At 70.8% G+C, this 24907-nt stretch carries 29 protein-coding genes; 19 read left to right on the top strand and 10 right to left on the bottom strand.

The window, feature by feature from the left end; all coding sequences use genetic code 11:
• Positions 1–8 precede the first annotated feature (8 nt).
• Genes ACFSCV_RS06545 through flbD form a run of 3 tightly spaced genes read left to right on the top strand, consistent with a single transcriptional unit; the run spans position 9 to position 2391 of the window.
• Complete coding sequence (locus ACFSCV_RS06545) at positions 9–668, top strand: FliH/SctL family protein (protein ID WP_378798172.1); 660 nt, start codon at positions 9–11, stop codon at positions 666–668.
• Positions 665–1015 (top strand): flagellar motor switch protein FliN, encoded by a 351-nt coding sequence (gene fliN, locus ACFSCV_RS06540; protein ID WP_378798170.1) that lies wholly within the window; start codon positions 665–667, stop codon positions 1013–1015. The genes ACFSCV_RS06545 and fliN overlap by 4 nt, the downstream gene beginning before the upstream one ends.
• Before the next feature lie 14 nt (positions 1016–1029).
• Positions 1030–2391: a sigma-54-dependent transcriptional regulator FlbD gene (gene flbD / locus ACFSCV_RS06535; protein WP_378798168.1), complete on the top strand. Its 1362-nt coding sequence runs from the start codon at positions 1030–1032 to the stop codon at positions 2389–2391.
• A 12-nt stretch (positions 2392–2403) separates the two neighbouring features.
• Here the strand turns inward: flbD and rcdA are convergent, their stop codons facing one another.
• Positions 2404–2934 carry a protease adaptor protein RcdA gene (gene rcdA, locus ACFSCV_RS06530; protein ID WP_378798166.1) on the bottom strand — a complete coding sequence of 177 codons (531 nt, stop codon included), beginning with the start codon at positions 2932–2934 and terminating at the stop codon, positions 2404–2406.
• Between the two features lie 332 nt (positions 2935–3266).
• Positions 3267–3467: a DUF1192 domain-containing protein gene (locus tag ACFSCV_RS06525; protein WP_378798164.1), complete on the bottom strand. Its 201-nt coding sequence runs from the start codon at positions 3465–3467 to the stop codon at positions 3267–3269.
• A 195-nt stretch (positions 3468–3662) separates the two neighbouring features.
• On the opposite strand from ACFSCV_RS06525, the gene ACFSCV_RS06520 reads away from it, so the two are divergent.
• The gene (locus ACFSCV_RS06520) at positions 3663–4358 is read left to right on the top strand and encodes a DUF1013 domain-containing protein (protein ID WP_378798162.1); all 696 of its coding nucleotides are present in this window, start codon (positions 3663–3665) and stop codon (positions 4356–4358) included.
• 8 nt (positions 4359–4366) lie between these two features.
• Here the strand turns inward: ACFSCV_RS06520 and ACFSCV_RS06515 are convergent, their stop codons facing one another.
• Both ACFSCV_RS06515 and ACFSCV_RS06510 read right to left on the bottom strand, forming a co-directional pair.
• Complete coding sequence (locus ACFSCV_RS06515; protein WP_378798160.1) at positions 4367–5014, bottom strand: glutathione S-transferase family protein; 648 nt, start codon at positions 5012–5014, stop codon at positions 4367–4369.
• A gap of 13 nt (positions 5015–5027) precedes the next feature.
• Positions 5028–6917, bottom strand: coding sequence for a propionyl-CoA synthetase (locus tag ACFSCV_RS06510; protein WP_378798158.1), 1890 nt, complete (start codon positions 6915–6917; stop codon positions 5028–5030).
• Between the two features lie 187 nt (positions 6918–7104).
• Between ACFSCV_RS06510 and ACFSCV_RS06505 the strand changes: the two genes are divergently transcribed.
• Both ACFSCV_RS06505 and ACFSCV_RS06500 read left to right on the top strand, forming a co-directional pair.
• Positions 7105–7899 carry an EAL domain-containing protein gene (locus ACFSCV_RS06505; protein ID WP_378798156.1) on the top strand — a complete coding sequence of 265 codons (795 nt, stop codon included), beginning with the start codon at positions 7105–7107 and terminating at the stop codon, positions 7897–7899.
• Positions 7900–8205: 306 nt separating this feature from the next.
• Positions 8206–9045, top strand: coding sequence for a DUF1206 domain-containing protein (locus tag ACFSCV_RS06500; protein WP_378798154.1), 840 nt, complete (start codon positions 8206–8208; stop codon positions 9043–9045).
• Here the strand turns inward: ACFSCV_RS06500 and mltG are convergent.
• The 5 genes from mltG to fabD all read right to left on the bottom strand — a co-directional run bounded on the left by mltG (position 9042) and on the right by fabD (position 13900).
• A complete protein-coding gene (gene mltG, locus ACFSCV_RS06495) occupies positions 9042–10286 on the bottom strand; it encodes an endolytic transglycosylase MltG (RefSeq protein WP_378798152.1) in 1245 nt (414 codons plus the stop codon). The genes ACFSCV_RS06500 and mltG overlap by 4 nt on opposite strands.
• A 91-nt stretch (positions 10287–10377) precedes the next feature.
• Positions 10378–11643: a beta-ketoacyl-ACP synthase II gene (fabF, locus tag ACFSCV_RS06490; RefSeq protein WP_378798150.1), complete on the bottom strand. Its 1266-nt coding sequence runs from the start codon at positions 11641–11643 to the stop codon at positions 10378–10380.
• A gap of 60 nt (positions 11644–11703) precedes the next feature.
• Positions 11704–11946, bottom strand: a complete 243-nt coding sequence (locus tag ACFSCV_RS06485; RefSeq protein WP_261402796.1) for an acyl carrier protein — start codon at positions 11944–11946, stop codon at positions 11704–11706.
• Between the two features lie 243 nt (positions 11947–12189).
• Entirely contained in the window at positions 12190–12927 is a 738-nt protein-coding gene (gene fabG / locus ACFSCV_RS06480; protein ID WP_378798147.1) for a 3-oxoacyl-[acyl-carrier-protein] reductase, read from the bottom strand.
• Positions 12928–12943: 16 nt separating this feature from the next.
• Positions 12944–13900, bottom strand: a complete 957-nt coding sequence (gene fabD / locus ACFSCV_RS06475; RefSeq protein WP_378798145.1) for an ACP S-malonyltransferase — start codon at positions 13898–13900, stop codon at positions 12944–12946.
• Between the two features lie 165 nt (positions 13901–14065).
• On the opposite strand from fabD, the gene ACFSCV_RS06470 reads away from it, so the two are divergent.
• On the top strand, positions 14066–14509 hold the full coding sequence (locus tag ACFSCV_RS06470; RefSeq protein WP_378798143.1) for a carboxymuconolactone decarboxylase family protein: 444 nt from the start codon (positions 14066–14068) through the stop codon (positions 14507–14509).
• On the opposite strand, the gene ACFSCV_RS06465 is transcribed toward ACFSCV_RS06470, so the two are convergent.
• The gene (locus ACFSCV_RS06465) at positions 14404–15417 is read right to left on the bottom strand and encodes an acyl-CoA desaturase (protein WP_378798141.1); all 1014 of its coding nucleotides are present in this window, start codon (positions 15415–15417) and stop codon (positions 14404–14406) included. The genes ACFSCV_RS06470 and ACFSCV_RS06465 overlap by 106 nt on opposite strands.
• A gap of 122 nt (positions 15418–15539) precedes the next feature.
• On the opposite strand from ACFSCV_RS06465, the gene ACFSCV_RS06460 reads away from it, so the two are divergent.
• From ACFSCV_RS06460 to ACFSCV_RS06405, 12 genes are all read left to right on the top strand, one after another.
• Positions 15540–15878 carry a metalloregulator ArsR/SmtB family transcription factor gene (locus ACFSCV_RS06460; protein WP_378798139.1) on the top strand — a complete coding sequence of 113 codons (339 nt, stop codon included), beginning with the start codon at positions 15540–15542 and terminating at the stop codon, positions 15876–15878.
• A gap of 215 nt (positions 15879–16093) precedes the next feature.
• A complete protein-coding gene (gene rpsF, locus ACFSCV_RS06455) occupies positions 16094–16552 on the top strand; it encodes a 30S ribosomal protein S6 (RefSeq protein ID WP_378798137.1) in 459 nt (152 codons plus the stop codon).
• A complete protein-coding gene (gene rpsR / locus ACFSCV_RS06450) occupies positions 16552–16800 on the top strand; it encodes a 30S ribosomal protein S18 (protein ID WP_271204639.1) in 249 nt (82 codons plus the stop codon). The genes rpsF and rpsR overlap by 1 nt, the downstream gene beginning before the upstream one ends.
• Before the next feature lie 206 nt (positions 16801–17006).
• Positions 17007–17975, top strand: a complete 969-nt coding sequence (locus ACFSCV_RS06445; RefSeq protein WP_378798135.1) for a DUF2232 domain-containing protein — start codon at positions 17007–17009, stop codon at positions 17973–17975.
• Positions 17976–18010: 35 nt separating this feature from the next.
• Positions 18011–18610, top strand: a complete 600-nt coding sequence (gene rplI / locus ACFSCV_RS06440; protein ID WP_378798133.1) for a 50S ribosomal protein L9 — start codon at positions 18011–18013, stop codon at positions 18608–18610.
• 195 nt (positions 18611–18805) lie between these two features.
• Positions 18806–19438: a DsbA family protein gene (locus ACFSCV_RS06435; protein WP_378798131.1), complete on the top strand. Its 633-nt coding sequence runs from the start codon at positions 18806–18808 to the stop codon at positions 19436–19438.
• Positions 19439–19616: 178 nt separating this feature from the next.
• Entirely contained in the window at positions 19617–21107 is a 1491-nt protein-coding gene (locus ACFSCV_RS06430; protein WP_378798129.1) for a replicative DNA helicase, read from the top strand.
• A 13-nt stretch (positions 21108–21120) separates the two neighbouring features.
• The gene (gene alr, locus ACFSCV_RS06425; RefSeq protein WP_378798127.1) at positions 21121–22224 is read left to right on the top strand and encodes an alanine racemase; all 1104 of its coding nucleotides are present in this window, start codon (positions 21121–21123) and stop codon (positions 22222–22224) included.
• A gap of 63 nt (positions 22225–22287) precedes the next feature.
• On the top strand, positions 22288–22560 hold the full coding sequence (locus ACFSCV_RS06420; RefSeq protein ID WP_378798125.1) for a type II toxin-antitoxin system ParD family antitoxin: 273 nt from the start codon (positions 22288–22290) through the stop codon (positions 22558–22560).
• The gene (locus ACFSCV_RS06415; RefSeq protein WP_378798123.1) at positions 22550–22864 is read left to right on the top strand and encodes a type II toxin-antitoxin system RelE/ParE family toxin; all 315 of its coding nucleotides are present in this window, start codon (positions 22550–22552) and stop codon (positions 22862–22864) included. The genes ACFSCV_RS06420 and ACFSCV_RS06415 overlap by 11 nt, the downstream gene beginning before the upstream one ends.
• Positions 22852–24267, top strand: a complete 1416-nt coding sequence (radA, locus tag ACFSCV_RS06410) for a DNA repair protein RadA (protein WP_378798121.1) — start codon at positions 22852–22854, stop codon at positions 24265–24267. Before ACFSCV_RS06415 ends, radA begins: the two co-directional genes overlap by 13 nt.
• A gap of 85 nt (positions 24268–24352) precedes the next feature.
• A partial coding sequence (locus ACFSCV_RS06405) for a CvpA family protein (protein ID WP_378798119.1) occupies positions 24353–24907 on the top strand: 555 nt, incomplete at its 3' end.

Raw genomic sequence — 24907 nt, 5'->3', positions numbered from 1 at the left:
AGCGCCGCGTGACCGCCAAGCCCGCCCGCTTCCTGTTCGACCTCGACTTCGGCGCGCCGCCGCCGGCGCCGGCCGCGGCGCCGGTCGTGCCGCTCGCGGACCATGAGGCCGCGCTCGCCCGCGCCGAGGCCTCCGCCTTCCGCCGCGGCGAGGCCGAGGGCCGCAAGGCGATGCGCGACAGCGACGCCGCGCGCCTGACGGCGGCGATCGAGACGCTCGGCGCCCAGCTCGCCATGTCGATCGCCGACGCCGACGCGCGCGCGCTTCACCTGCAGCGCCAGTCGGTCGAGCTCGCCCTCGCCCTCGCCCGCAAGCTCGCGGGGGCCGCCGTCGCCCGCGCGCCGCTCGCCGAGATCACCGCGGCCGCCGAGGCCTGCTTCCTCGAGCTGCGCTCGGCCCCGCACGTCGCCGTGCGCGTCGCGCCCGACCTCGTCGAGACGGTCAAGGCCGAACTCGGCGCGATCGCCCATGTCCGCGGCTTCGCGGGCCGCCTCGTCGTGCTCGGCGACCCCGAGGTCGCGACCGGCGACGCCCGGCTCGAATGGGCCGACGGCGGCGTGGTGCGCGACGCCGCCGCGGTCCTGCGCGCGATCGAGGCCGCCGTCGCCCGCCACTTCGCGCCGTCCGGCGCGCCGGACGTCACCACTTCGGAAGGAGCCGACGCATGAGCGCAGGCAAGGAAGTTCCCCTGCCGGAGTTGAACGCCGACGAGATCGACCTCGTCGACACCAGCCGCCGGCGTCCCGACGATTCCGCGGACGCCCGCGTCGCCGCCGAACTCGAGGCGGTGTTCGACGTTCCCGTCTCGGTCTCGGCCGTGCTTGGGCGGTCGCGCGTCGACGTCGGCGAACTGCTGAGGCTCAAGCCCGGATCGATCCTCGAACTCGACCGCAAGGTCGGCGAGGCGATCGACATCTACGTCAACGACCGGCTCGTCGCCCGCGGCGAAGTGGTGCTGGTCGAAGAGCGGCTCGGCGTGACGATGACCGAAATCATCAAGCCCGACCGCGCCTGAACGGAGGACGACCCATGCGGCTCACCATCGTCGGCCAGCTCAAGGGGCAGCTCACCGCCGCCACCCGGATCGCCATGGACCGCGGCGCGGCAGTGACCCACGCCGAGACCATCGACCAGGCGATGCGCAGCCTGCGCGCCGGCCGCGGCGCCGACCTGATCATGATCGACGTCGCGCTGCCCGTGCGCGAACTGACCGAAGCGCTGAAGGCCGAGCGGTTCCACGTGCCGGTGGTCGCCTGCGGCGTCGACAACGACGCGCGCGCCGCCGTCGCGGCGATTCAGTCGGGCGCGCAGGAGTACATCCCGCTCCCGCCCGATCCCGAGCTGATCGCGGCCGTGCTCGCCGCCGTAGCCGACGACGCGCGCGACCTCGTGTTCCGCGATCCCGTCATGGCCTCCGTCGTCCAGCTCGCGACCCAGGTCGCGGCCTCCTCAGCGAGCGTCCTGATCACCGGCGAGAGCGGATCGGGCAAGGAGATGCTGGCGCGCCACATCCACGCCCGCTCGCCCCGCGCGGCCAAGCCGTTCGTGTCGGTCAACTGCGCCGCGATCCCGGAGCAGCTTCTGGAAAGCGAGCTGTTCGGCCACGAGAAGGGCGCCTTCACCGGGGCCTCGGCCCGCCGCATCGGCAAGTTCGAGGAAGCCTCCGGCGGCACGCTGCTGCTCGACGAGATCTCCGAAATGGACGTGCGGCTGCAGGCGAAGCTGCTGCGCGCGCTGCAGGAGCGCGTCATCGACCGCGTCGGCGGCGCGAAGCCGGTGCCGGTCGACATCCGGGTGCTCGCGACCTCGAACCGGGTGCTTGCGGACGAGGTGCGCCGCGGGACGTTCCGCGAAGACCTGCTCTACCGGCTGAACGTCGTCACGCTGAAGATCCCGCCGCTGCGGCAGCGGCCGGGCGACATCCTCGAGCTCGCCGCGCATTTCGCGAAGAAGTACGCGCAGCTCAACGGCGTCGCGGTGCGCCCGCTGTCCGCCTCGGCGCGAACCGAGATCGTGCGCTGCGCCTTCCCCGGCAACGTGCGCGAGCTGGAGAACATGATCCACCGCGCGGTGCTGCTCGCGAGCGGGCCGGAGATCGGACCGGAGGCGATCCTGAGCCCCGACGGCGCGCCGATGGCGCCGCGCGGCGCGGACCCGGCGTCGCGCGCGGCGGAGGCGGCCGAGACCGTCACGCGCGGCTTCGTCGGCCGCACGGTGGCGGACGTCGAGCGCGAGCTGATCCTCGACACGCTCGGCCACACGCTGGGCAACCGCACCCACGCGGCCAACATCCTCGGCATCTCGATCCGCACGCTGCGGAACAAGCTCAACCAGTACGACGACGAGGGCTTCGCGATCACGCCGCCGCAGGGCGGGGTCGCCGCGGCCTGAACGGGCGCAGAATCAGCGGCCGGCGCCGAAGGCCTGACGCAGGAGTTCGAGCTGGCCTTCGAGCGGGTTGCGCGACGGCTCCTCGGCCACGACCTTGCCGTCGAGCTGCACGTCGAGGATCTGCACGCGCTCCTGAAGCCGCGCGGTGCGGTCGACCAGATCGCGCAGCCGTTCCGGCAGCCGTTCGAACACGTCCCGCGGCAGCGTCGACGCCACCGCCGACAGCCGCACCTTGAGCTTTTCCTCGCGGGCCTGGTCGAGCGACATCTCGCCCTCGTTCACCGCGCGCTGCACCAGCAGCCAGGACGCGATCTGCATCAGCCGGGTGGTGAGACGCATGCTCTCGGTGGCGTAGGCGATGGACTCGGCGCGGCCCAGCTCGCGGGATTCGCCGCGGCCGTCGCCGTCGAGATAGGCCGCGGTCTCCTCCACCAGCGCCATGCCCTCGCGGAACAGCGTCGTGAACGCCGCCGAGCCGACCAGACGCATGCCGAGCGAGACGGGTTCGGACGGAGCCGCGGGACGCTCGGACCTGTCGATCATAATCGGACAACCTCTCTCGGGAACGCGCGCTCAAGCCGGCGAGAAGCCTTAGCCTTCGGACAGCGTCGCATCAACGACAGGGGTTGGGCAATCGGGGCGCCAACAGCCGGCTTTTCCACCGGCCGCGCCGCGACAAGGCGCACGGACGGTTAACGCGCCAAAAAAAGGCCGCCGGAAGCGGCGGCCTTAAGTCCATGACAGGGAGGCGTCAAAAAGAGTGGACAGGAACCACTCGGAATCCAGAAAACTGGACAGCTCATTAATCGCTTGAAAAGGTTAACGCCGCCTTAAGAGCATCGGAGACCGTTCGGAATCAGGCGCGCGATGGCCGATCAACTCCGGAAGATCGCGTCGGCCGCGCTGCGGTGCGAGGATTTCGCGGCGATCGCGGCCTCGACCCGGACGATCTCCGCCTTGAGCGCCGCGACCCGCTCCACAAGCTCGTCGACGGACAGGCGGCCGAGGTCCTGCCCGATCGCATGCTGCGCCGGCGCCGCGGCGGGTTTCGGAGCGTCGTCGTCGAAGACCGCCATGGACGTCCTCCCATCGGCTCGTTTTCGGACGCCGAACGTGCCGCATCGGGACGGGCGGGCGCAAGCGTCCCGCGGACGGACATGCGTTGCCAGGACAGCGGCCTTCGGCTTATAAAGCCCGCAACCCCCGTCATCGAGATAACGGTCAGGGCTCCGCCGCACCCCGGCGGTCGGAGCGAGAGGAGCATTGCACCCATGTCGAACGCGCCGCTGATGCCGAAGGCGACCGCGGTCTGGCTCGTCGAGAACACCTCGCTGTCGTTCGCCCAGATCGCCGATTTCTGCAAGCTGCACGAGCTCGAGGTCAAAGCCGTCGCCGACGGCGAGGCCGCGCAGGGCATCAAGGGCCTCGACCCGATCACCTCCGGCCAGATCACCCGCGAGGAGATCGAGAAGGGCCAGAAGAACCCGGACTACCGGCTTCAGCTCGCGGTCTCCAAGGTGCGCCTGCCGCCGGTGAAGCCCCGCAAGGGCCCGCGCTACACCCCGGTCTCGCGCCGGCAGGATCGCCCGAACGCGATCCTCTGGCTGGTGCGGAACCATCCGGAGCTCAAGGACACGCAGATCATCCGCCTCGTCGGCACCACCAAGTCGACGATCGCCGCGATCCGCGACCGCACCCACTGGAACGCCGCCAACCTTACGCCGGCCGATCCGGTGACGCTCGGCCTGTGCTCGCAGATCGACCTCGACTTCGAGGTGGCGAAGGCCGCCAAGGCCAACCCGGACGCCGTCCTGCGCAAGGAAGAGGACAACGAGACGCTGCTGCCGGCGGAGGTCACGACCGGCGACGACGCCTCGTCCGAGCGCGAGCTCGACGTCCAGAGCGTGTTCGCGAAGCTCAAGCAGCTCAAGCGGGACGACGAGGACGAGGACGACGACAGCCGCTGAGGCCGTCGTCAGAAGTCGAGCCGGCCACGCAGCTCGTCGAACGGCAGCATAACGTTCGCGCGATAGGCGGGCCGCTCGTAAAGACGATCGCGCCACGCCTCCACATGCGGCAGCCGCGGCCGGTCGATCTCCAGCTCGTAGTAGCGGAAGAGCGCGGCGCCGGCCGCGACGTCGGCCAGCGTCAGCCGGTCGCCGGCGAGGAACGGAGCGCTCGCCAGCGCTTCGTCCATCAGCCCGAACAGCTCGGCGCAGCGGGCGACGCTCGCGTTGATCGCCGGCCAGTCCCGCTGTTCCTCGGGCGTGCGGTAGAAGCCCCAGAACACCCCGTTCAGAAACGCCGGCTGCAGCGCAGTCTGCGCCCAGTCCATCCAGCCGTCGATCCGCGCCCGTTCCGCGGGATCGTCGGGCCAGAACGCCCCGGCCCCGTAGCGGGCGGCGAGATAGCGCAGGATGGCGTGCGATTCCCAGACCGGGAGGCCGTCGTCCTCCAGCACCGGCACGCGGCCATGCGGGTTCAGGCCGCGGTCCCGCAACTCGCCGAGCCGGCCGAAACCGCCTCCTGCCGGGACATGGCGGTAATCGAGGCCGATCTCGTCAAGCAGCCACAGCGTCTTCTGGACGTTGAACGAGTTCCTGCGCCCCCAGAGCGTGAGCACGCCCTCCCCGCAGTCAGCGCCGCGCCGCGAGCGCGTCGCCGATCTCGTCCAGCGTCGTCGGGTCCTCGATGGTCGCGGGCATCGCCCAGTCCTCGCCGTCGGCGATCTTCTGGATCGTGCCGCGCAGGATCTTGCCGGAGCGGGTCTTGGGCAGGCGCTGGACGGTGAGCGCGGTCTTGAACGCCGCGACCGGGCCGATGCGGTCGCGCACCAGCGCGACGATCTCGCGCTCGATGTCCGCCGGCGTACGGTCGACGCCCGCCTTCAGCACCACGAAGCCGGTCGGCGACTGGCCCTTGAGCTGGTCGGCCACGCCGACCACGGCGCATTCCGCCACGTCCGGGTGGCTCGCGATCACCTCCTCCATGCCGCCGGTCGAGAGCCGGTGGCCGGCGACGTTGATGATGTCGTCGGTGCGGGCCATGAAGAAGACATAGCCGTCCTCGTCGACGAAGCCGGCGTCCGAGGTCTGGTAGTAGCCGGGAAAGCCATCGAGATAAGCCGAGCGGAAGCGGTCGTCGGCGTTCCACAGCGTCGGCAGGCAGCCCGGCGGCAGCGGCAGGCGGATGACGATGTTGCCGAGCGTTCCGCGCGGCGCCTCGTGGCCCTCGTCGGTCAGCACGCGCACGTCGTAGCCCGGCATCGGCACGGTCGGCGAGCCGAGCTTGACCGGCAGCCGCTCGAACCCGATCGGGTTCGCGACGATCGGCCAGCCGGTCTCGGTCTGCCAGCAGTTGTCGATCACAGGCACGCCGAGCAGCGTCTCCGCCCACTGGATGCTGGGCGGGTCCGCCCGTTCGCCGGCGAGGAACAGGGCGCGCAGGCGGGAGAGGTCGTATTTCCGAGCCTCCCGGCCCTCCGGGTCCTCCTTGCGGATGGCGCGCAGCGCCGTCGGCGCGGTGAACAGCGCCACCACGCCATGCTCGGAGATGACGCGCCAGAACGCGCCGGCGTCCGGCGTCCCGACCGGCTTGCCCTCGTAGAGCACCGTGGTCGCGCCGATGATCAGCGGCGCATAGACGATGTAGGAGTGCCCGACCACCCAGCCGATGTCGGAGGCGCAGAAGAACGCCTCGCCGGGATTGAGGCCGTAGACGGCCTTCATCGACCAGGCGAGCGCGACCAGATAGCCGCCGGTGTCGCGCACCACGCCTTTCGGGGTGCCCGTGGTGCCGGAGGTATAGAGGATGTAGAGCGGATCGGTCGCAGCGACGGGCGCGCAGTCCGTGGTCCGCCCCTCCGCCGCGGCGCGCAGGGCGGCCCAGTCGTGGTCGCGCCCCGGCGTCAGCTCGGCCTCGAGCTCGGGCCGCTGCAGCAGGACGACCGCGTCCGGCTTGTGGGACGCGGCGGCGATCGCCTGGTCGAGCAGCGGCTTGTAGGCGACCTTCCGCGTCGGCTCGATCCCGCAGGAGGCCGTCAGCACCACCTTGGGCGCCGCGTCATCGATGCGCTTGGCGAGCTCCGCCGCCGCGAAGCCGCCGAACACCACGGAATGGATCGCGCCAAGCCTCGCGCAGGCGTACATGCCGACCAGCGCCTCCGGGACCATGGGCATGTAGATCACCACGCGGTCGCCCTTCGCGACGCCGAGGTCCTGCAGCACGGCGGCGAAGGCCGAGACCTCGTCGCGCAAGCCCGCGTAGGTGTAGCTGCGCTTCGATCCGGTGACGGGGCTGTCGTAGATCAGGGCGGTCTGTCCGCCCCGGCCGGCGTCGACATGGCGGTCGAGCGCGTTGTGGCAGGCGTTGACGACCCCGTCCGGAAACCAGCGGCCATAGGCGCCCTGATCGGGGTCGAAGGCGCGGGTCGGCGGCTCGAACCAGTCCACGGCCCTGGCGGCTTCGAGCCAGAAGGCCTCCCGGTCTTCGAGCGACCGCGCGTGCAGGTCTTCGTAAGCGCCCATGGACCAGTCCTCCCGGATAGCCGCGTCTTCGTCGCGCTGCTTTCCGGACCACTCTTAAGGCGATCCGTCGCTTTCGTCATCGCGGCGTCCACGACGGGCGGACGCAATTAACCGCAGGGTAATCTGGTGCCCCGCAGTCTGCCTCGAGCAGAGCCCGCCGTGCGGCGGAGCCAAATACGAGCAGAGCATGCGCATCGGTCTGGAGTCTTTTGATCTGCTCGCGAACGCGGGCTGCGCCGGCTGCCGTCAGCCTTTTGCGATCGACATCGCGATGGCCTTCCAGCCCATCCTCGACGTGACCGACGGAAGCGTCTTCGCTTACGAGGCGCTGGTCCGCGGCGCGAACGGCGAAGGCGCGGCCGCGGTTCTCGCGCATGTCACGCCGGACACGCGCTTCGCGTTCGACCAGCTCTGCCGCCGCGCCGCCGTGGAGGCCGCCGCGCGGCTAGGCATCCAATCCCTGGTCAGCATCAACTTCATGCCGAACGCCGTCTACGAGCCGGCGCTCTGCCTCGGCACCACGCTCGCGGCCGCCCGGAGGCATGGCTTCCCGGTCGACCGCATCATGTTCGAAGTGACGGAAGGCGAGAAGATCGAAGACCGGCCGCATCTCACGCGGATTCTTGCGGAGTACAAGCGTCAGGGCTTCACCACCGCCATCGACGATTTCGGCGCAGGGCATTCCGGCCTGAACCTGCTCGCCGAGTTCCAGCCCGACGTCGTAAAGCTCGACATGGACCTGATCCGCGGCATCGACGGCAGCCGCGTTCGGCAGGCGATCCTCGCCAGCATGATGACCTTGGCGGAAGCCATCGGCATGCGCGTCGTGGCCGAGGGGATCGAGACCTTCGAGGAATACGCCTGTCTCAAGACCATGGGCGTGACGCTGATGCAGGGCTATCTGTTCGCGCGTCCGGAGCTTGGGCGTCTGCCCGCCGTTGTCCTGCCGGAGACGCCGCGGGCCCACGCCGCGGTGGCTTGAAAGAGCAGAGGGGCCGCCCTTGCGGACGACCCCTCCCATCTCCAATCGCGGTCGTGAAAGACCTCCGCGACCGCCTGAATCAGGCGCGCACCCCAGCCGAAGCCGAGATCCAGGTCACGGCGCTCTCCGAGCGCTGATCAAGACGATGAGACACCGGATCACCTCCTTTCGGTTGTTGACGACACCGAAAGTATGAGGCGGCCGGTCGAGTCGGGCAAGGGGCGTCACGTCGGCCGCCGCCTCCGGTGGGGACGGGCGCGCCTCTTCGCGCCTTGAAGCGCTGCGCGGCCGCCCGATGATCGTGTCATGGACCTTCATCACGCGTCGCGCATCGAAACGCTCGCCCGCCTCGGCTTCGCCGCCAGGGGTCTCGTCTATTGCCTTGTCGGCGGGCTCGCCGTGCTGGCGGCCATCGGCGTCGGCGGGTCGACCGGCGGCAGCCGGAGCGCATTGCTGGTCGTGCTGGAGCAGCCCTTCGGCGCCGCGCTCCTGGCGGCCGTGGGCGCAGGCCTCGTCTGCTTCGCGGCGTGGCGCATCACCAGCGCCGTAACCGACGCCGACGGCCGAGGGGACAGCGCCAAGGGCCGGGGCGTCCGGGCGCTGCAGGCCCTGAGCGGCGTGGTCTATCTCGGCCTCGCCGGCACGGCCATCGGCCTCGCCGCCGGGCGCGGCGGCGGAGGAGGCGGCGAAGACCAGGCCGCGCAGGACTGGACCGCATGGGCGCTTGCGCAGCCGCTCGGCCGCTGGGCGATCGCGGCGATCGGGTTCGGCGTCGTCGCCGGCGGCTTCGGCTATGGCTGGAAGGCGTGGCGGGGCGACGTGACCAAGCGCCTCTCCGTCCCGCCGGACGCCATGGGTTGGGTGACGGCGGTCGGGCGCGCGGGCTACGCGGCGCGCGGCGTCACCTTCCTGCTGATCGGCGGCTTCCTCGCGCTCGCCGCCTGGCGCGCCGATTCGGAGGAGGTCCGCGGCCTCGGCGGCGCGCTGCAGGCGCTGCGCGCGCAGCCCTATGGCTGGGTCCTGCTCGGCCTTACCGCGGCGGGTCTGTTCGCCTTCGGCCTGTTCGGCTTCGTGCAGGCGCGCTACCGCCGCATCGACGCGCCCGACCTCGACGACGCGAGGGCGGCGCTGCGCAAGGTCGTCTAGCGGCGCGGGGCCGAGGAGCCGGGAGCCGCGGCGGAGCCGCCTTCCGGCTCGGGCGCCGCCTCGTCCGGCGCGGCCCGGTCGGTCTGCGCGCCGCGGGCGCGCTCGACCTGGCGCCAGCGCTGGACGTTGCGGTTGTGCTCGGCGAGCGTCGAAGCGAAGGCGTGGCCCCCGGTGCCGTCGGCGACGAAATACAGCTCGCCGGACGTGTCGGGACGGGCCGCGGCCTCCAGCGACGCGCGGCCGGGATTCGCGATCGGCCCAGCCGGCAGTCCGTTGATAACGTAGGTGTTGTAGGGCGTGCGCGACTGGATGTCGGTGCGCGTGAGGCTGCGCCCCAGCGTGCCGCGGCCGCCGACGAGGCCGTAGACGATCGTCGGGTCGGACTGGAGCCGCATGCCCTTGCGGAGACGGTTCACGAACACCGCCGCGACCCGCGTCCGCTCCTCGGCGACGCCGGTCTCCTTCTCGATCAGCGAGGCCAATACCAGCAGGTCGTCCGGCGACTTGACCGGCACGGAGGGATCGCGCCCGCGCCAGACCTCCTCGAGCGCGGCCTTCTGCGACTGGCGCATGCGCGCCAGCACCTGCTCGCGCGACGTGCCGCGCATCACCCGGTAGGTCTCCGGCAGCAGCGCGCCTTCCGGCGGGATCTCCTTGACGTCGCCGGTGAGCAGATCGATGTCGCGCAGCCGCTCGACGATCTGGAGGCTGGTCAGGCCTTCGGGGATCGTGATGGCGTGCTCGATCGACCGGCCGGAGGTCAGGATCTCCATGGCCTCGCGCATCGAGACATGGGCCGGGAAGGCGTATTCGCCGAAGCGCAGCCGGTCGTTGGCGCGGTAGAGCCGCACGCCGGCCTCGAACAGCTTCGGATGGTCGATGACGCCCGCGGCGGCGAGCGAGGCGGCGATGTCGGAGACGCCCTGGTTGCGCGGCACCATGACGGTGGTCTCGGCCGCGAGCGGCCCGGGCGCGTCGAAGGTCGACTTGCCCCAGTAGAACGCGCCGCCGACGCCGAGCGCGAGCAGCGTGAGGAAGGTGAAGACGCCGCTGAGATAGCCCACGAGCGCGCTCTGGCGGCGCGGACGGCGCGGCGACGGCGGAGCCGGCGGCGTGGTCGGGCCGGAGGCCTCAGCCGGCGCACGGCCTGCGGGCCGGCGCACGCCCGCGTCGGCGTCGTTGGCCGGCGCCGGGGCGGGCGTCGTGGTCCGCGGTCCGGAGGGGGTTCCCTCGGTCGTCACCGTCGCGTGCCTCCTCTGCGCCCCACCGCGCGGGGCAGACTTCCATGCGCCGCGACTTTACGTGTGATTGTGGCGAAACCCGACCGATCGCTCAGGCGTGATGACGACGGAACACCAGAGACGCGTTGGTGCCGCCGAAGCCGAAGGAGTTCGACAGCGCGATCTCGATCGGCATCGGCTTCGCGGCGCGGGGAACGAGGTCGATCGGGGTCTCGACGGAGGGGTTGTCGAGATTGAGCGTCGGCGGGGCGACCTGGTCCCGGAGCGCGAGCAGCGAGAAGATCGCCTCGACCGAGCCCGCCGCGCCGAGCAGATGCCCGATCGCGGACTTCGTCGACGACATCGTGATCTTGCCCGCCGCGTTCCCGACCAGCCGGGTGACGGCGCCGAGCTCGATCTCGTCGCCGAGCGGCGTCGAGGTGCCGTGGGCGTTGATGTAGTCGATCTCGCTCGCCGAAACGCCGGCCCGCTTCAGCGCGGCCGACATGCAGCGATAGGCCCCGTCGCCGTCCATCGCCGGCGCGGTGATGTGGTAGGCGTCGCCCGACAGGCCGTAGCCGATGACCTCGCCGTAGATCTTCGCGCCGCGCGCGATGGCGTGCTCGCGCTCCTCGAGCACCACGATCCCGGCGCCCTCGCCCATGACGAAGCCGTCACGGTCGCGGTCGTAGGGACGGGAGGCGCGGGTCGGCTCGTCGTTGAAGCCGGTCGACAGCGCCTTGCAGGCCGCGAAGCCCGCGACCGCGATGCGGCAGACCGGGGACTCGGTCCCGCCCGCCACCATCACGTCGGCGTCGCCGAAGGCGATCAGCCGGGCCGCGTCGCCGATCGCGTGCGCGCCGGTCGAGCACGCGGTCACGACCGCGTGGTTCGGCCCCTTGAGCCCGTGCCGGATCGAGACCTGGCCCGAGGCGAGGTTGATGAGGCGGCCGGGAATGAAGAACGGCGAGAGGCGCCGGGGACCCTTGTCCCGCAGCACGTGCGCCGCCTCCTCGATGCCCTGCAGCCCGCCGATGCCGGAGCCGATCAGCACGCCGGTGGCGTACTTCTCGTCCTCGGTCTCGGGCTTCCAGCCGCTGTCCTCCAGCGCCTGTGTCGCGGCGGCCATGGCGAAGACGATGAAGTCGTCGACCTTGCGCTGCTCCTTGGGCTCCATCCAGTCGTCGGCGTTGAAGGTCCCGTCGGACCCGTCGCCGCGCGGAATGATCCCTGCGATCCGCGCCGGAAGATCGTCGACCTGGAACTGGTCGATCGCCTTCAGGCCGCTCTCGCCTGCGATCAGCCGCCGCCAGACGGTCTCGACGCCCGAACCGAGCGGCGTCACCAGACCGAGACCCGTAACGACGACGCGTCTCACCGCGCCGTCCGTCGGAACCGACGTCCTTGCATCATGCCCGCCGTGCCGCGCTCGCGCAGGTCAAGCCTGCGCGGCGTTCTTCTCGAGGAACTTGGTGGCGTCGCCAACCGTCAGGATCGTCTCCGCGGCGTCGTCCGGGATCTCGCAGCCGAACTCTTCCTCGAAGGCCATGACGAGCTCGACGGTGTCGAGGCTGTCGGCGCCGAGGTCGTCGATGAAGCTCGCGTTCTCGGTGACCTTCTCGGCGTCCACGCCGAGATGCTCGACCACGATCTTCTTCACGCGTTCGGCAATGTCGCTCATCTACCTAATCCTTCGGTGGTTCTACGTTCGGAAGATCGCCTCGCAGGAACATTCGGACCCGACGGCGTCGTCATGGACACGAATCTTCCGAGAGGCTTTTTGAAGGCGGAACGCGGTCCCGGCAACGACTTTCTAAAACCGCCCCCGCGGGACCCGTTAAGCTTTTGGTCGCCCACCGCCTCTCGCAGGCCGCGGGTCTGGTATCATGTCCCCCCCGCCCGCGCCAGTCGGGGCGGGGCGTCCTCAGATCATCGCGATGCCGCCGTTGACCTGCAGCGTGTGGCCCGTGACGTAGGCCGCCTCGTCGCTCGCGAGGTAGACCGCCGCCGCCGCGATCTCCGCGCCCTGGCCGAAACGGCCGAGCGGGATATGGGCGAGCGAGGCCTCCTTCTGCTTCTCGTTCAGCGCGTCGGTCATCGGGCTTTCGATGAAGCCCGGCGCGATGCAGTTCACGGTGACGCCGCGGCTCGCGACCTCGGCCGCGAGCGATTTCGACATGCCGATCAGGCCGGCCTTCGAGGCGGCGTAGTTGCCCTGGCCCGGATTACCGGTGACGCCGACGACCGAGGTGATGCCGATCAGCCGGCCGCGGCGGCGCTTCACCATGCCCCGGAGCGCGGCGCGGTAGAGGCGGAAGCCTGCGGTCAGGTTGACCTGGATCACGTCCGCCCACTCCTCGTCCTTCATCCGCAGGAAGAGGTTATCGCGGGTGATGCCGGCGTTGTGCACCAGCACGTCGAGCGAGCCGAGGGCGGCCTCCGCCTGTCCCGGCAGCGCGTCGACGCTCGCCGCGTCCTTGAGGTCGGCCTGGAGCACGTGGACGCGCTCGCCGAGTTCGTCGGCGAGCGTCTTCAGCACGTCGACGCGGGTGCCGGAGATCGCGACCGTCGCGCCCTGCGCGTGGAGCGCCCGCGCGATGGCCCCGCCGATGCCGCCGGTCGCGCCGGTGACGAGGGCCGTGCGGCCCGTGAGGTCGAACATGGTCGTTCCTTCCCGGTCAGGACGCGCCGAAGGCGCCGTCCGTCTTGAGGCGTTCGATGTCGTCCGGGGAGCCGACGGCCTCGCCCGTCGCCCCGTCCGCGATGCGCTTGACGAGGCCCGACAGGACCTTGCCGGCGCCGATCTCGATGAAGCGCGTGACGCCCGCGCCGGCCATGAAGCCGACCGATTCGCGCCAGCGCACCGCGCCGGTCACCTGCTCCACCAGCCGCTTGCGGATGTCCTCCGGGTCGGTCAGCGGGCTCGCGGTGACGTTGGCGACCAGAGGCGCCTTCGGCGCGACGATCTTCACGCCGGCGAGCGCCTCGCGCATCACGTCGGCGGCCGGCTGCATCAGCGCGCAGTGGAAGGGCGCGGACACCGGCAGCAGCACCGCGCGCTTGGCGCCCTTGGACTTGGCGATCACGAGCGCGCGCTCGATCGCGGCCTTCGCGCCCGAGACCACCACCTGGCCGGGCGCGTTGTCGTTGGCGGCCTGGCAGACGTCGCCCTCGGCGGCTTCCGCCGCCACCGCGCGCGCCGCCTCGAGATCGAGCCCGAGCAGCGCCGCCATCGCGCCCTCGCCGACCGGGACCGCCTTCTGCATGGCGTCGCCGCGGATGCGCAGCAGGCGCGCGGCGTCGGACACCGTAAGGCTGCCGGCGGCCGCGAGCGCGGAGTACTCGCCGAGCGAATGGCCGGCGACGAAGGCGGCGTGGCGCGCCACGTCGAGCCCGGCCTCGGCCTCCAGCACGCGCAAGCTCGCGAGGCTCACCGCCATCAGCGCCGGCTGGGCGTTGGCGGTCAGCGTCAGCTTGTCCTCGGGCCCCTCGAAGATCGTCGCGGACAGGCTCTCGCCCAGCGCCGCGTCGACCTCCTCGAACACGGCGCGGGCGACGGCGAAGCTGTCGGCGAGCGCGCGGCCCATGCCGACCTGCTGGCTTCCCTGCCCGGGGAAGATCAAGGCTATGCTCACGTGACGGCGTTCCCCACGGGTTTCTGTCGCGGCGTGCAAAGCAGGCCCGCGCGGGGGCGTCAAGGCTGCGGGCGGCCGAATTGACGGCGGCCCGGGCCCAAAACGACCATTTCTCCGCTAGCCTGCGCCGCGCATCTCCTGACATCCCGCCGAAGAGGATCCGCCATGACCGACGAGCCGAGCGACGCCCAGGAGAGCCGGCAGGAGAGCCGGCACGCGCGGGGCCTGCGGATGCTCAAGGCGATCCACCCGCAGGTGGGCGAGCGCGTGGTCGACGGCGTGGCCGCGGTCTCGCCGGACCTCGCGCGCTGCCTCGTGGAGTTCCCCTTCGGCGACGTCTACGCTCGCCCCGGCCTCGACCTGCGCTCGCGCCAGATCGCGACCATCGCGGCGCTCGTCACCTTGGGCGGGGCCGAGCGCCAGCTCAAATGGCACGTGCGCGGCGGCCTCAACGTCGGACTCAACCGCGACGAGATTCTCGAAGTCATCCAGCAGATGACGATCTACGCCGGCTTCCCCCGCGCGCTGAACGCCCTCACCGCGGCGCAGGAGGTGTTCGAGGAGATCGAGGCCGAGGCGGCGGAGGAGGCCCGGCAGGACGACTCGTGAGGCGCGACGGGCGCCACCCGCCTCAGGCCTTCGCGGGGCTCAAGGTGAGCCGGCTCCTTCAGATTCCATACGAGCCCGAGCTGACGCAGCGTCACGAGCGCCCACCAGCCGGGATCAGCTTGGCCGGGTTCAACGCCGAGTCGGGCCGATTCCGGCCATGCGTGATGGTTGCCGTGCCAAGCCTCGCCAAACGTGATCAGCGCAGCCTTCGGCAAGTCGTGTCCTTGAACGGCGACGCCATCGACCGCCCACCCCTGCGGGCCGCGCTTGTGGGTGATGTGCCCCACCAGCCAGTGGCCGGTCAGGCTGACCGCGACACGGACCGGCACGCACCAGACCAGCCAGGGCAGGCCGCCGATCGCAAAGGCGGCGAGCCCGATCGGAACCTGCTGCAGCATCCAGGTCGCTTCAAGGAAGCGGTAGACGCGATCGTCAGCGAGGCGCGGTTCCGGCGCGAAGCGGGGCGGGTGGGCGAGCTCGAGCCGGCAGTGCAGTTGCCGCCATGCGTCGGTCCAGAAGCCGGCGCGGTGGGCGTGCAGATCGTGGCAGTCGGTCTGCCGCTGCGCCCAGTCCCGGGTGTCGTGGAGCCGAGCCATGCCAATCGGACCGGCCATACCGACCAGAACCCCGAGGTAGACCAGCAGGCGCTCCAGCCAGAGCGGCGCTTCGAAGGAGCGGTGGATCAGCAGCCTGTGCATTCCGATCGAATGGCCGAAGCAGATCGTGACCGCGGTCAGCGCGACGAAGGCGGCGACGGCTCCGGCAGTGACATGAAGCGGGGCGAGAATGAGGGCCGCCACGGTCATGCCGCCGGTGAACAGCGACTTGGGCGCGTCCCACGCCACCCGCCCTTCCGTGGCGGAGGTCGCTGGATCGGCGATGACGCGGGGCGTCGACAGGCAAGCCATGGCGGTTCTCCATGATTTTTTATTTAGCTAATCACCTAATCGTTCAACCGACCGCCGTTGTCAATCGTTAGCTAAATGACTAAATGTCGTGGACAGACAATGTTCGAAAGACCGGGAACCTCGTGCAATCGATCTTCGAAGCCCTCGCTTCGCCAGTGCGACGCAAGATTCTTGCCTATCTGGCGCACGCCGAGCTCAACGCCGGAGACATCGCCGCGCGCTTCGAGATGTCGAAGCCGTCGATCTCCCAGCATCTCGCGGTTCTGGAGGGCGCGGGACTTGTGACGAGCGAGAAGAGGGGAAAGTTCGTGTTCTACCGTCAGAACGGCGAGAGCCTCGCCAACACGCTCGCAGGCTTCGTACAGGAGGTCTGCCCGGTCGGCCGGCCGCTCCGCGAAGAGAGCGCCGCGCTCGGCAAGCTTCAGAAGGGCTCCAGCGCGTCCGGCGGCGGAGGCGGGTAGGCTCGCGCCCCTTGCCTCCCCGCCCCTCATCCTCTATAGGGCGCGCTTCGCGTCGTTCGGCTGGGGGCTGAACGGAGGGTTCGGGCTCGCCCGATCAGGACCGTAAAAGGTTCGTCCTCCCGTGTCTCCGCCTTCGAGAATCTGTTCGGGCCTTCGCGGGCTCGGAGGGCTTCGCGCCGGACGGCAGAATCCACCGCAAGAAGGTTCAAGCCCTCATGCCGCTTTACGAACACGTCTTCCTGGCGCGCCAGGACGTGACCGCGCAGCAGGTCGAGGCGCTCACCGAACAGTACAAGGCCGTGCTCGAAGGGCTCGGCGGCGAGGTCAAGAAGACCGAGTACTGGGGCGTGAAGCCGCTCGCCTACCGCATCAAGAAGAACCGCAAGGCGCACTACACGCTGCTCAACATCGACGCGCCCGCCGCGGCCGTCGCCGAGCTCGAGCGCCAGCAGGGCATCAGCGAGGACATCCTCCGCGTGCTCACCCTCAAGGTCGAGGAGCTCGAGGAAGGCCCGTCGGCCATGCTCCAGCGCCGCGACCGCGACGACCGCGACGACCGCCCGCGCGGCGGCGGCCGCGACGGCGAGCGCGGCGGTTTCCGCCGCGAGGGCGGGGACCGTGGTCCGCGCCGTGACGACCGCGGCCCGCGCCGCGACGAGCAGGGAGCCGAGTGATGGCCGCAGCAGCTTCCGGCGGCCAGCGCCGCCCGTTCTTCCGCCGTCGCAAGACCTGCCCGTTCTCCGGCGCCAACGCCCCGAAGATCGACCACAAGGACGTGCGGCTCCTGCAGCGCTACATCTCCGAGCGCGGCAAGATCGTGCCCTCGCGTATCACGGCGGTCTCCGCCAAGAAGCAGCGTGAGCTGGCCCGCGCCATCAAGCGTTCGCGCTTCCTCGGCCTGCTGCCCTACGTCATCAAGTGATCTGAGGCGGGCGAACGCCCGCACCGCGTCGAGCCCGGCCTTTCGGCCGGGCATTACGGCGAAACGAACGTCCCGGACCGCGGCCGCGCCGCCGCCCGGGACGACGACGCACTTCCCAGGCGGCGTCTCCGGACGTCGCCGTTGGGCGGGACCCACCCCGCCCTAACCGCGGCCTCCGGGCCCGCGGGACAGCCGGAACGAACGCGATGACGCCGCCCCTCTTCCTGATCGGCTTCGGAGCCGGACTCTCGTCCGCGCTGCTCTACGCCTCGGCGACGTCGGGCTCCCCGCTCGCGCTCATCCTGTTCTATGTCGCGCCGCTGCCGATCCTGCTCGCCGGGCTCGGCTGGCGCCATCACGCCGGACTGATCGGCGCCGTCGTCGCGGCGCTCGCGATCGGGCTCGTGTTCGGACCCTGGGCGGCCACGTTCCACTTCGTCATGATCGGCGCGCCGTCCTGGTGGCTCGCCTATCTCGCGCTGCTCGCCCGCCCCGGCGCGACGGAGAGCGCGACCGAATGGTACCCGATCGGCCGCCTCGTGCTGTGGGCGTCCGTGATCGGCGCCACGCTGATCGCGCTGACCATCCCCATGGTCGGCGCGTCGCTCGAGGAGTACCGGGCGACGCTGAAGGCGCTGTTCGAGCAGGCGCTCGGCAGCGACCGGCCCGGCGCGCCGCAGCTTCCGGCCGAGAACCGCGACGCGATCATCAATCTGATGACCGCGCTGCTGCCGATCATGGCGGCGGCGATGTGGACCATCGTCTCGCTGGCGAACCTGTGGCTCGCCGGCCGCATCACCCGCGCCTCCGGGCGGCTGACCCGGCCGTGGCCGGACCTGCCCGGCCTGACCTACCCGCGGCAGGCGACGCTCGCCTTCCTCGGGGCGACCGCGGCGTCGCTGCTGCCCGGCCTCGCCGGCTTCGCGGCGGAGCTCTACGCCGCGACCTTCCTGGTCGCCTTCGCCCTGCTCGGCCTCGCCGTGGTGCACACCACGACGCGGGTCGCGCCGACGCGCGGGCTCATCCTCTTCGGCGTCTACGCCCTGCTTTTGATCCAGCCCTGGGTCGGCGTCTTCCTCGCCGCCCTCGGCGTGGCGGAGCAGACGGTCGGCGTCCGCAAGCGCTTCGGACCGCCGCCGGGCCCGCCGCCCACGGCGACCGCTCCCAAACCCTGAACCATCACGACATCGACGAACTAAGGAACGCTCCCATGCAGGTCATTCTCCTCGAACGCATCGCCAAGCTCGGCCAGATGGGCGACGAAGTCCGCGTCCGCGACGGCTACGCCCGCAACTTCCTGCTTCCGAACCACAAGGCGTTGCGCGCCAACGAGGCCAACCGCAAGAAGTTCGAGAGCCAGCGCGCCCAGCTCGAGGCCCGCAACCTCGAGCTCAAGCAGGAGGCCGAGGCGGTCGGCGCCAAAGTCGACGGCACGACCGTCATCCTCGTCCGCCAGGCTGGCGAGACCGGCCAGCTCTACGGCTCGGTGTCGGCCCGCGACGTGGCCGAGGCGCTGACCAACGAGGGCTTCACTGTCGCCCGCAACCAGGTCGTGCTCAACACCCCGATCAAGTCGATCGGCATCCACTCGGTGCCGGTGCGGCTGCACCCGGAAGTCGAGGTCGCCGTGCAGATCAACGTCGCCCGCTCCACCGCCGAAGCCGAGCGCCAGGCGCAGGGCGAGGACCTGACCCAGCGCGAGGAAGGCCCGGCCTTCGAGACCTTCTCCGAGGACGACGAGGACGACCGCCGCGACCGTCGCGACCGCGACGAGGCCCCGGCGGACGAGGCCGAGGACGAGGCGCGCTGAGCGCGGCCTGATCCCGTCCCTCTTCACGACACGCGAACGCCCGGCCCCCGCGCCGGGCGTTTTCGTTTGGCCGGCGCGGCCGGGGGTTAAGCCTTTCCGCGAACTTCACCCGCTGTTGACCCGCGCTTGCTTGATTCCGCCCGCCGCGCGCGGCTTAACCTGCGCGCCCTGCGCCCTCCTTTGGGAACTGGTCCGATGACCCTGCTCGCCCGTCGTTCACTGCTTCTGCTGCCGGCCGCGGCCGTTCTGGCCCGGACCGTTCCGGCCGCGGCGCAGAGCCCGGCCGAGAAGGCGCTCGCCGAATCCGGTCCGCTGCCTGAGAACTCGTTCGGCTCGGCCTCGGCCCCGGTCACGGTGATCGAGTACGCCTCGCTCACCTGCCACCGCTGCCGCGATTTCCACCTGCAGACCTGGCCGGCGGTGAAGCAGAAATACGTCGACACCGGCAAGGTGCAGTTCGTGTTCCGGGAGTTTCCGCTCAACGCCCTCGACGCCGGCGGCTTCATGCTGGCCCGCTGCGCCGGCGAGAAGCGCTGGCATGCGGTCGTCGACATGCTCTACCGCACCGACGACGCCTGGGCGCACGCCCCTGACCCGCTCGAAGGCCTGCGCGGCCTGATGCGCCAGTTCGGCATGGGCGCGGAGCAGGTGAACGCCTGCCTCTCGGACCAGGCCATGCTCGACGGCGTCAACGCCGTCGCGCGCCGCGGCTCGATCGCCGGCGTCACCGGCACGCCGACCTTCTTCGTCAACGGCCGCAAGGCCTCGGGGATGATGACGGTCGACGAGTTCTCGAAGCTGATCGACCCGCATCTCGCGAGCCGCTGAATCGCCCGCGTCCGCGGCCTCGGCGCCTCAGTCAACCGGCGTCCGGGCCATTCCGCGCGGCCCTGTGTGAATCGGGGGCGGCGGCGGAATTCGCCCGGCGCGGTCCCGCTTCGTTCTCGCCGCCCGGCGCGCCGTGTTAAGCTCTGGTCAACCACCCGCAGCCCAAGACGCCCGCACCATGGCCCTCGCCGATTCCCTCGCCCGCCGCCTGATCGATCCCGAGCCGCAGTACCGGCTCGCGCCGTCGAACGTCGAGGCGGAGCAGGCGCTGCTGGGCGCGCTGCTCGTGAACAACGACGCGTTCTGGCGCGTCTCCGACTTCCTCGAGCCGGCGCATTTCTACGAAGGCCTGCACCAGAAGATCTACGAGATCGTCACCAGCCTCGTGCGGGCCGGCAAGGCCGCGACGCCGGTCACGATCAAGACCTTCCTGCCGACCGACGTCGATCTCGGCGGCATGACGACGGCCCAGTACCTCGCCCGGCTGGCGGCGGAAGCGACCACCGTCATCAACGCCGAGGACTACGGCCGCACGATTTACGATCTCGCGATCCGGCGCTCGCTGATCGGCATCGGCGAGGACCTCGTCAACGAGGCCTACGACGCCGCGGTCGACGCCACGCCGCGCGACCAGATCGAGGACGCCGAACGCAAGCTGTTCGCGCTCGCCGAATCGGGCCGCTACGACGGCGGCTTCCAGCCGTTCTCGCAGGCGCTCGCGACCGCGGTCGACATGGCCGCCGCGGCCTACAAGCGGGACGGCGGCCTCTCCGGCATCGCGACGGGGCTGACCGACCTCGACCGGCTGATGGGCGGGCTTCAGGCGTCCGACCTGATCATCCTCGCCGGCCGTCCGGCGATGGGCAAAACCTCGCTCGTCACCAACATCGCCTACAACGTGGCGAGCGCCTACAAGGGCGAAGTCCAGCCGGACGGGCGGATGAAGACCGTCAACGGCGGCGTGGTCGGCTTCTTCTCGCTGGAAATGTCCGCCGAACAGCTCGCCACCCGCATCATCGCCGAGCAGGCCTCGATCTCGTCCTCCAAGATCCGCCGCGGCGACATTCTTGAGAGCGACTTCTTCAAGCTGACCGAAGCGGTCGCCGAGATGCAGCGCGTGCCGCTCTACATCGACGAGACCGGCGGCATCTCGATCGCCCAGCTCGCCGCGCGCGCGCGGCGGCTGAAGCGCTCCAAGGGCCTCGACGTCATGGTAGTGGACTACCTGCAGCTGCTCTCGGCCTCCGCGAAGAAGGGCGAGAACCGGGTGCAGGAGCTGACCGAGATCACCACCGGGCTCAAGGCGCTGGCGAAGGAGCTCGCGGTGCCGATCATCGCGCTGTCCCAGCTCTCCCGTCAGGTCGAAAGCCGCGAGGACAAGCGCCCGCAGCTCGCCGACCTGCGCGAATCCGGCTCGATCGAGCAGGACGCCGACGTGGTGCTGTTCGTCTTCCGCGAAGAGTATTACGTGAAGAACAAGAAGCCTCGCGAGGGCACGCCGGAGTTCGACCAGTGGTTCACGGAGATGGAGAACGTCGCCGGCAAGGCCGAGGTCATCATCGGCAAGCAGCGTCATGGCCCGACCGGCTCGGTGCTGCTGCAGTTCGAGGCCGAGTTCACCCGCTTCGGCAACCTCGCCCAGCCCGACCATCTGCCGGAGCAGATGTGAGCGTCGCCGCCCTATGAACGAGGCGGCGGGCGCGCGCCTGACGATCGATCTCGGCGCGCTGGCCGCCAACTGGCGGACGCTGGCGCGCCTCGATTCCGGCTCCGAATGCGCCGCGGTTGTGAAAGCCGACGCCTACGGGCTCGGCATCGCCCACGCCGTCCCGGCGCTCGCCCGGGCCGGGGCGACGACGTTCTTCGTCGCGCATCTCGACGAGGCGCGCGCGGTCCGGGCGGCCGCGCCGCAGGCGACGATCTATGTTTTGAACGGCCTGCCGCCAGGCTGCGGAGACGCCTTCGCCGCGATCGACGCGCGACCGGCGCTGGGCTCGGTCGACGAGATCCTTGAATGGACCGCCTTCCGCGCCGCGACCGGCGCGGCGACCCAGGCGGCCGTCCATGTGGACACCGGCATGACCCGGCTCGGCCTCGACCCGGATCAGGCGCGCGACTGCCTGCCCCGCCTGCCCTTCACGCCCTCGCTGCTGATGAGCCATCTCGCCTGCGCCGACGAGCCGGAACGGCCGGAGACGGAGCGGCAACGCGCGCTGTTCGCGGAGCTGCGCTCCCTGAAGCCGGACGCGCCGGCGAGCCTCGCCAACTCGGCGGGGACGTTGCTTCGCGAAACGCAGGGCGGCGGCCTCGGCTTCGATCTGAGGCGGCCGGGCGTCGCGCTTTATGGTTCGAACCCCGTCGCAGCCCGGCCAGCGTCCCTGCGCCCGGTCGTGCGGCTGGAGGCGCGGGTCGTGCAGGTGCGCGAGGCCCCGGCCGGCGCGGCGGTGGGATACGGCGGCGCGGAGCGGCTGAGGCGGCGCTCGCGGCTCGCGATCCTGTCGCTCGGCTACGCCGACGGCATCCTGCGCTCCGGCGGCTCGGAAGACGGCGCGCCCGGCGCCTGCGCTGCGATCGGCGGCGTGCCCTGCCCCTATGTCGGCCGCATCTCGATGGACCTGATCGCGGTCGACGTCACCGACGCGCCCGAACGCCCGAACCGCGGCGACTGGGTCGAGGTGCTCGGCCCCACCGTCTCCGTCGACGACCTCGCCCGCGCCTGCGGCACCATCGGTTACGAGGTGCTGACCCGGCTCAGCCGTCGGTGCGAGCGGCGGTTCATGGGGTAAGCGCGGGTTGATTGGAACCCGGGCAGCGCCCACTATTGGGGCCGACAATCGAGGAGAGGTCCAATGCCGTCGGGCTTGACGCTTGGAGACCATTATGAAGCGCTTGTCCGAGACTTGGTCGCATCCGGCCGCTATCGCAATGCGACCGAGGTGGTGCAAGCCGGGCTCCAGATGCTGGAAGACCTCGACGCCGATCTGCGCGCTCGGCGCGCCGAGCTCGAGGCATCGTTCGCCGAGGCGCTGGCGGATGTCGAAGCGGGCAACTTCCTGACCGCCGACGAGGTCGAATCGCACTTCAAGAGGCGTGCGTCGGGCGGGGGCCGGTTTGACCGCTGACGCGGTGAGATTCGCGCGGCGTGCGATCGCCGATCTCGACGACATCTACGATTTCCACCACGCGCGGACCCCCCGTTATGCGGAGCAGCTGAACCTGCGGCTGAGGGTCGCCGCTCTTTCGATCGCGCGTCATCCTGAACGCGGCGCCGCACTGCCGAGGACCCCGCACTTCCGACGCTTGGTCGAGAGCGATCATCTCATCGTCTATGCGGCCCAAGACGGCCGCATATTCATTGTCCGCATCCTGTACGGCGCACGAGACGTCGATGCGCTGCTGTCCGCCGAGTCGCCATGGCCCGCCTGAAACCCACCTTCGTCTGTCAGGCCTGCGGCGCGGTCACCTCGCGCTGGGCGGGGAAGTGCGAGGCCTGCGGGGCCTGGAACGCGATCGTCGAGGAGGCCGCCGCGGCGCCGCTGCCCGGCGGCGCGTCCTCGACGACGGCGCGGGCGCTCGGCCGCGGCCGCGTGGTCGTGCTGGAAGGGCTGTCCGGCGCGACCGACGAGGCGCCGCGGCTCGTCTCGGGGCTTGGCGAGCTCGACCGCGTGACCGGAGGCGGCTTCGTCCACGGCTCCGCGCTGCTGTTGGGCGGCGAGCCCGGCATCGGCAAGTCCACGCTATTGCTGCAGGGCTCCGCCGCCCTCGCCCGCGCCGGCCATCGGGTGGTCTATGTCTCCGGCGAGGAAGCCGCGGCGCAGGTCAGGCTGCGCGCGCAGCGGCTCGGCCTCGCCGACGCTCCTGTCGCCCTCGCCGCCGAAACCAATGTCGAGGACATCCTCGCCACGCTGAAGGACGGCCCGCCGCCGCGGCTCGTCATCATCGACTCGATCCAGACGCTGTGGACCAGCCAGGTCGAGGCCGCCCCCGGCACCGTCACGCAGGTGCGCGCCGCGGCCCAAGCGATGATCCGCTACGCCAAGACCACCGGCGCCTGCGTCATCCTCGTCGGCCACGTCACCAAGGACGGCCAGATCGCAGGTCCTCGCGTCGTCGAGCACATGGTGGACGCCGTGCTGTCGTTCGAGGGAGATTCGGGCCGCGACTTCCGCATCCTGCGCGCCCAGAAGAACCGCTTCGGGCCGACCGACGAGATCGGCGTGTTCGCCATGACCGGCGACGGGCTGGAGCAGGTGACGAATCCCTCCGCCCTGTTCCTCGGCGACCGGGAGCCCGACGCCCCCGGAGCAGCGGTGCTCGCGGGGCTCGAAGGATCCCGACCGATTCTCGTGGAGATCCAGGCGCTGGTGGTGCCGTCGACCCTCGGCACGCCCCGCCGCGCCGTCGTCGGCTGGGACAACGCCCGTCTCGCCATGGTGCTGGCCGTGCTGGAGGCGCGCTGCGGCGTCCGGCTCGGCGGCCATGACGTGCATCTCGCGGTGGCGGGCGGGTTGCGCATCCAGGAGCCGGCGGCCGACCTCGCGGTCGCCGCCGCGCTCGTCTCCTCGCTCACCGGCGCGGCCCTGCCCGTGGACGCCGTGTTCTTCGGCGAGATCGGGCTCACCGGCGCGGTCCGGCCCGTGTCGCATCCCGGCCCGCGCCTGCGGGAGGCCGCGCGCCTGGGCTTCAAGCGCGGCGTGCTGCCGGCGGCCGCAGCGGACGCGGCGCAGGGAACGGACGTCTCGATCGTCGCCATTCCGACGCTCGACGTGCTGGTGGCCCGCCTCGCGGCGCGCGCAGACGCCGCGCATGCGTCGCGACAAGGCGCGTGACGGGCGCATGACCGCGCGGTATAGAGAGCCCGCTCGAAGGCCCGCGAGGGTTCACGTCCGCTCACGTTCCCGATCGACCGCGTAGATGACCATCACACTTCTCGACGTGATCCTTATCGGCGTGATGCTGATCTCGGCCGTGCTGGCGATGGTGCGCGGCTTCACGCGCGAGGTGCTGTCGATCGCCTCCTGGGTCGCCGCGGCGGCAGCGACCATCGTCGCTTTCGAGCCGGCGCGTGCTCTGGCGCGCGAGCACATCAAGTTCAATCCGCCGCAGATCGCCGACGTGGTCGCCGCGGGCGGCGTGTTCATCGTCACGCTGCTGGTGGTGTCCTTCATCACCATGAAGATTTCGGACGCGATCCTCGACAGCCGCATCGGTCCGGTCGACCGCACGCTCGGCTTCATGTTCGGCGCGGCGCGCGGCCTGCTGCTGATCGTGATCGCGTTCCTGTTCTTCTCCTGGCTGGTGCCGGAGAAGGGCCAGCCGGACTGGTTCCGCACCGCGCAGTCCAAGCCCATGCTCCAGAGCGCGGGAGACCAGCTTCTCGCGCTGTTGCCTGAAGACCCCGAAAGCACCATTTTGCAGCGACTGAAGCGGCGCGACGGCGCGGCGGGCGAAGGCGGCGCAGCGCCTGCG

This window comes from Methylopila henanensis (genome assembly GCF_042681025.1).
Classification (GTDB): Bacteria; Pseudomonadota; Alphaproteobacteria; order Rhizobiales; family Methylopilaceae; genus Methylopila; species Methylopila henanensis.
Note: the sequence above shows the minus strand (reverse complement) of the source record. Positions and strands in the feature narration are given on the sequence as shown.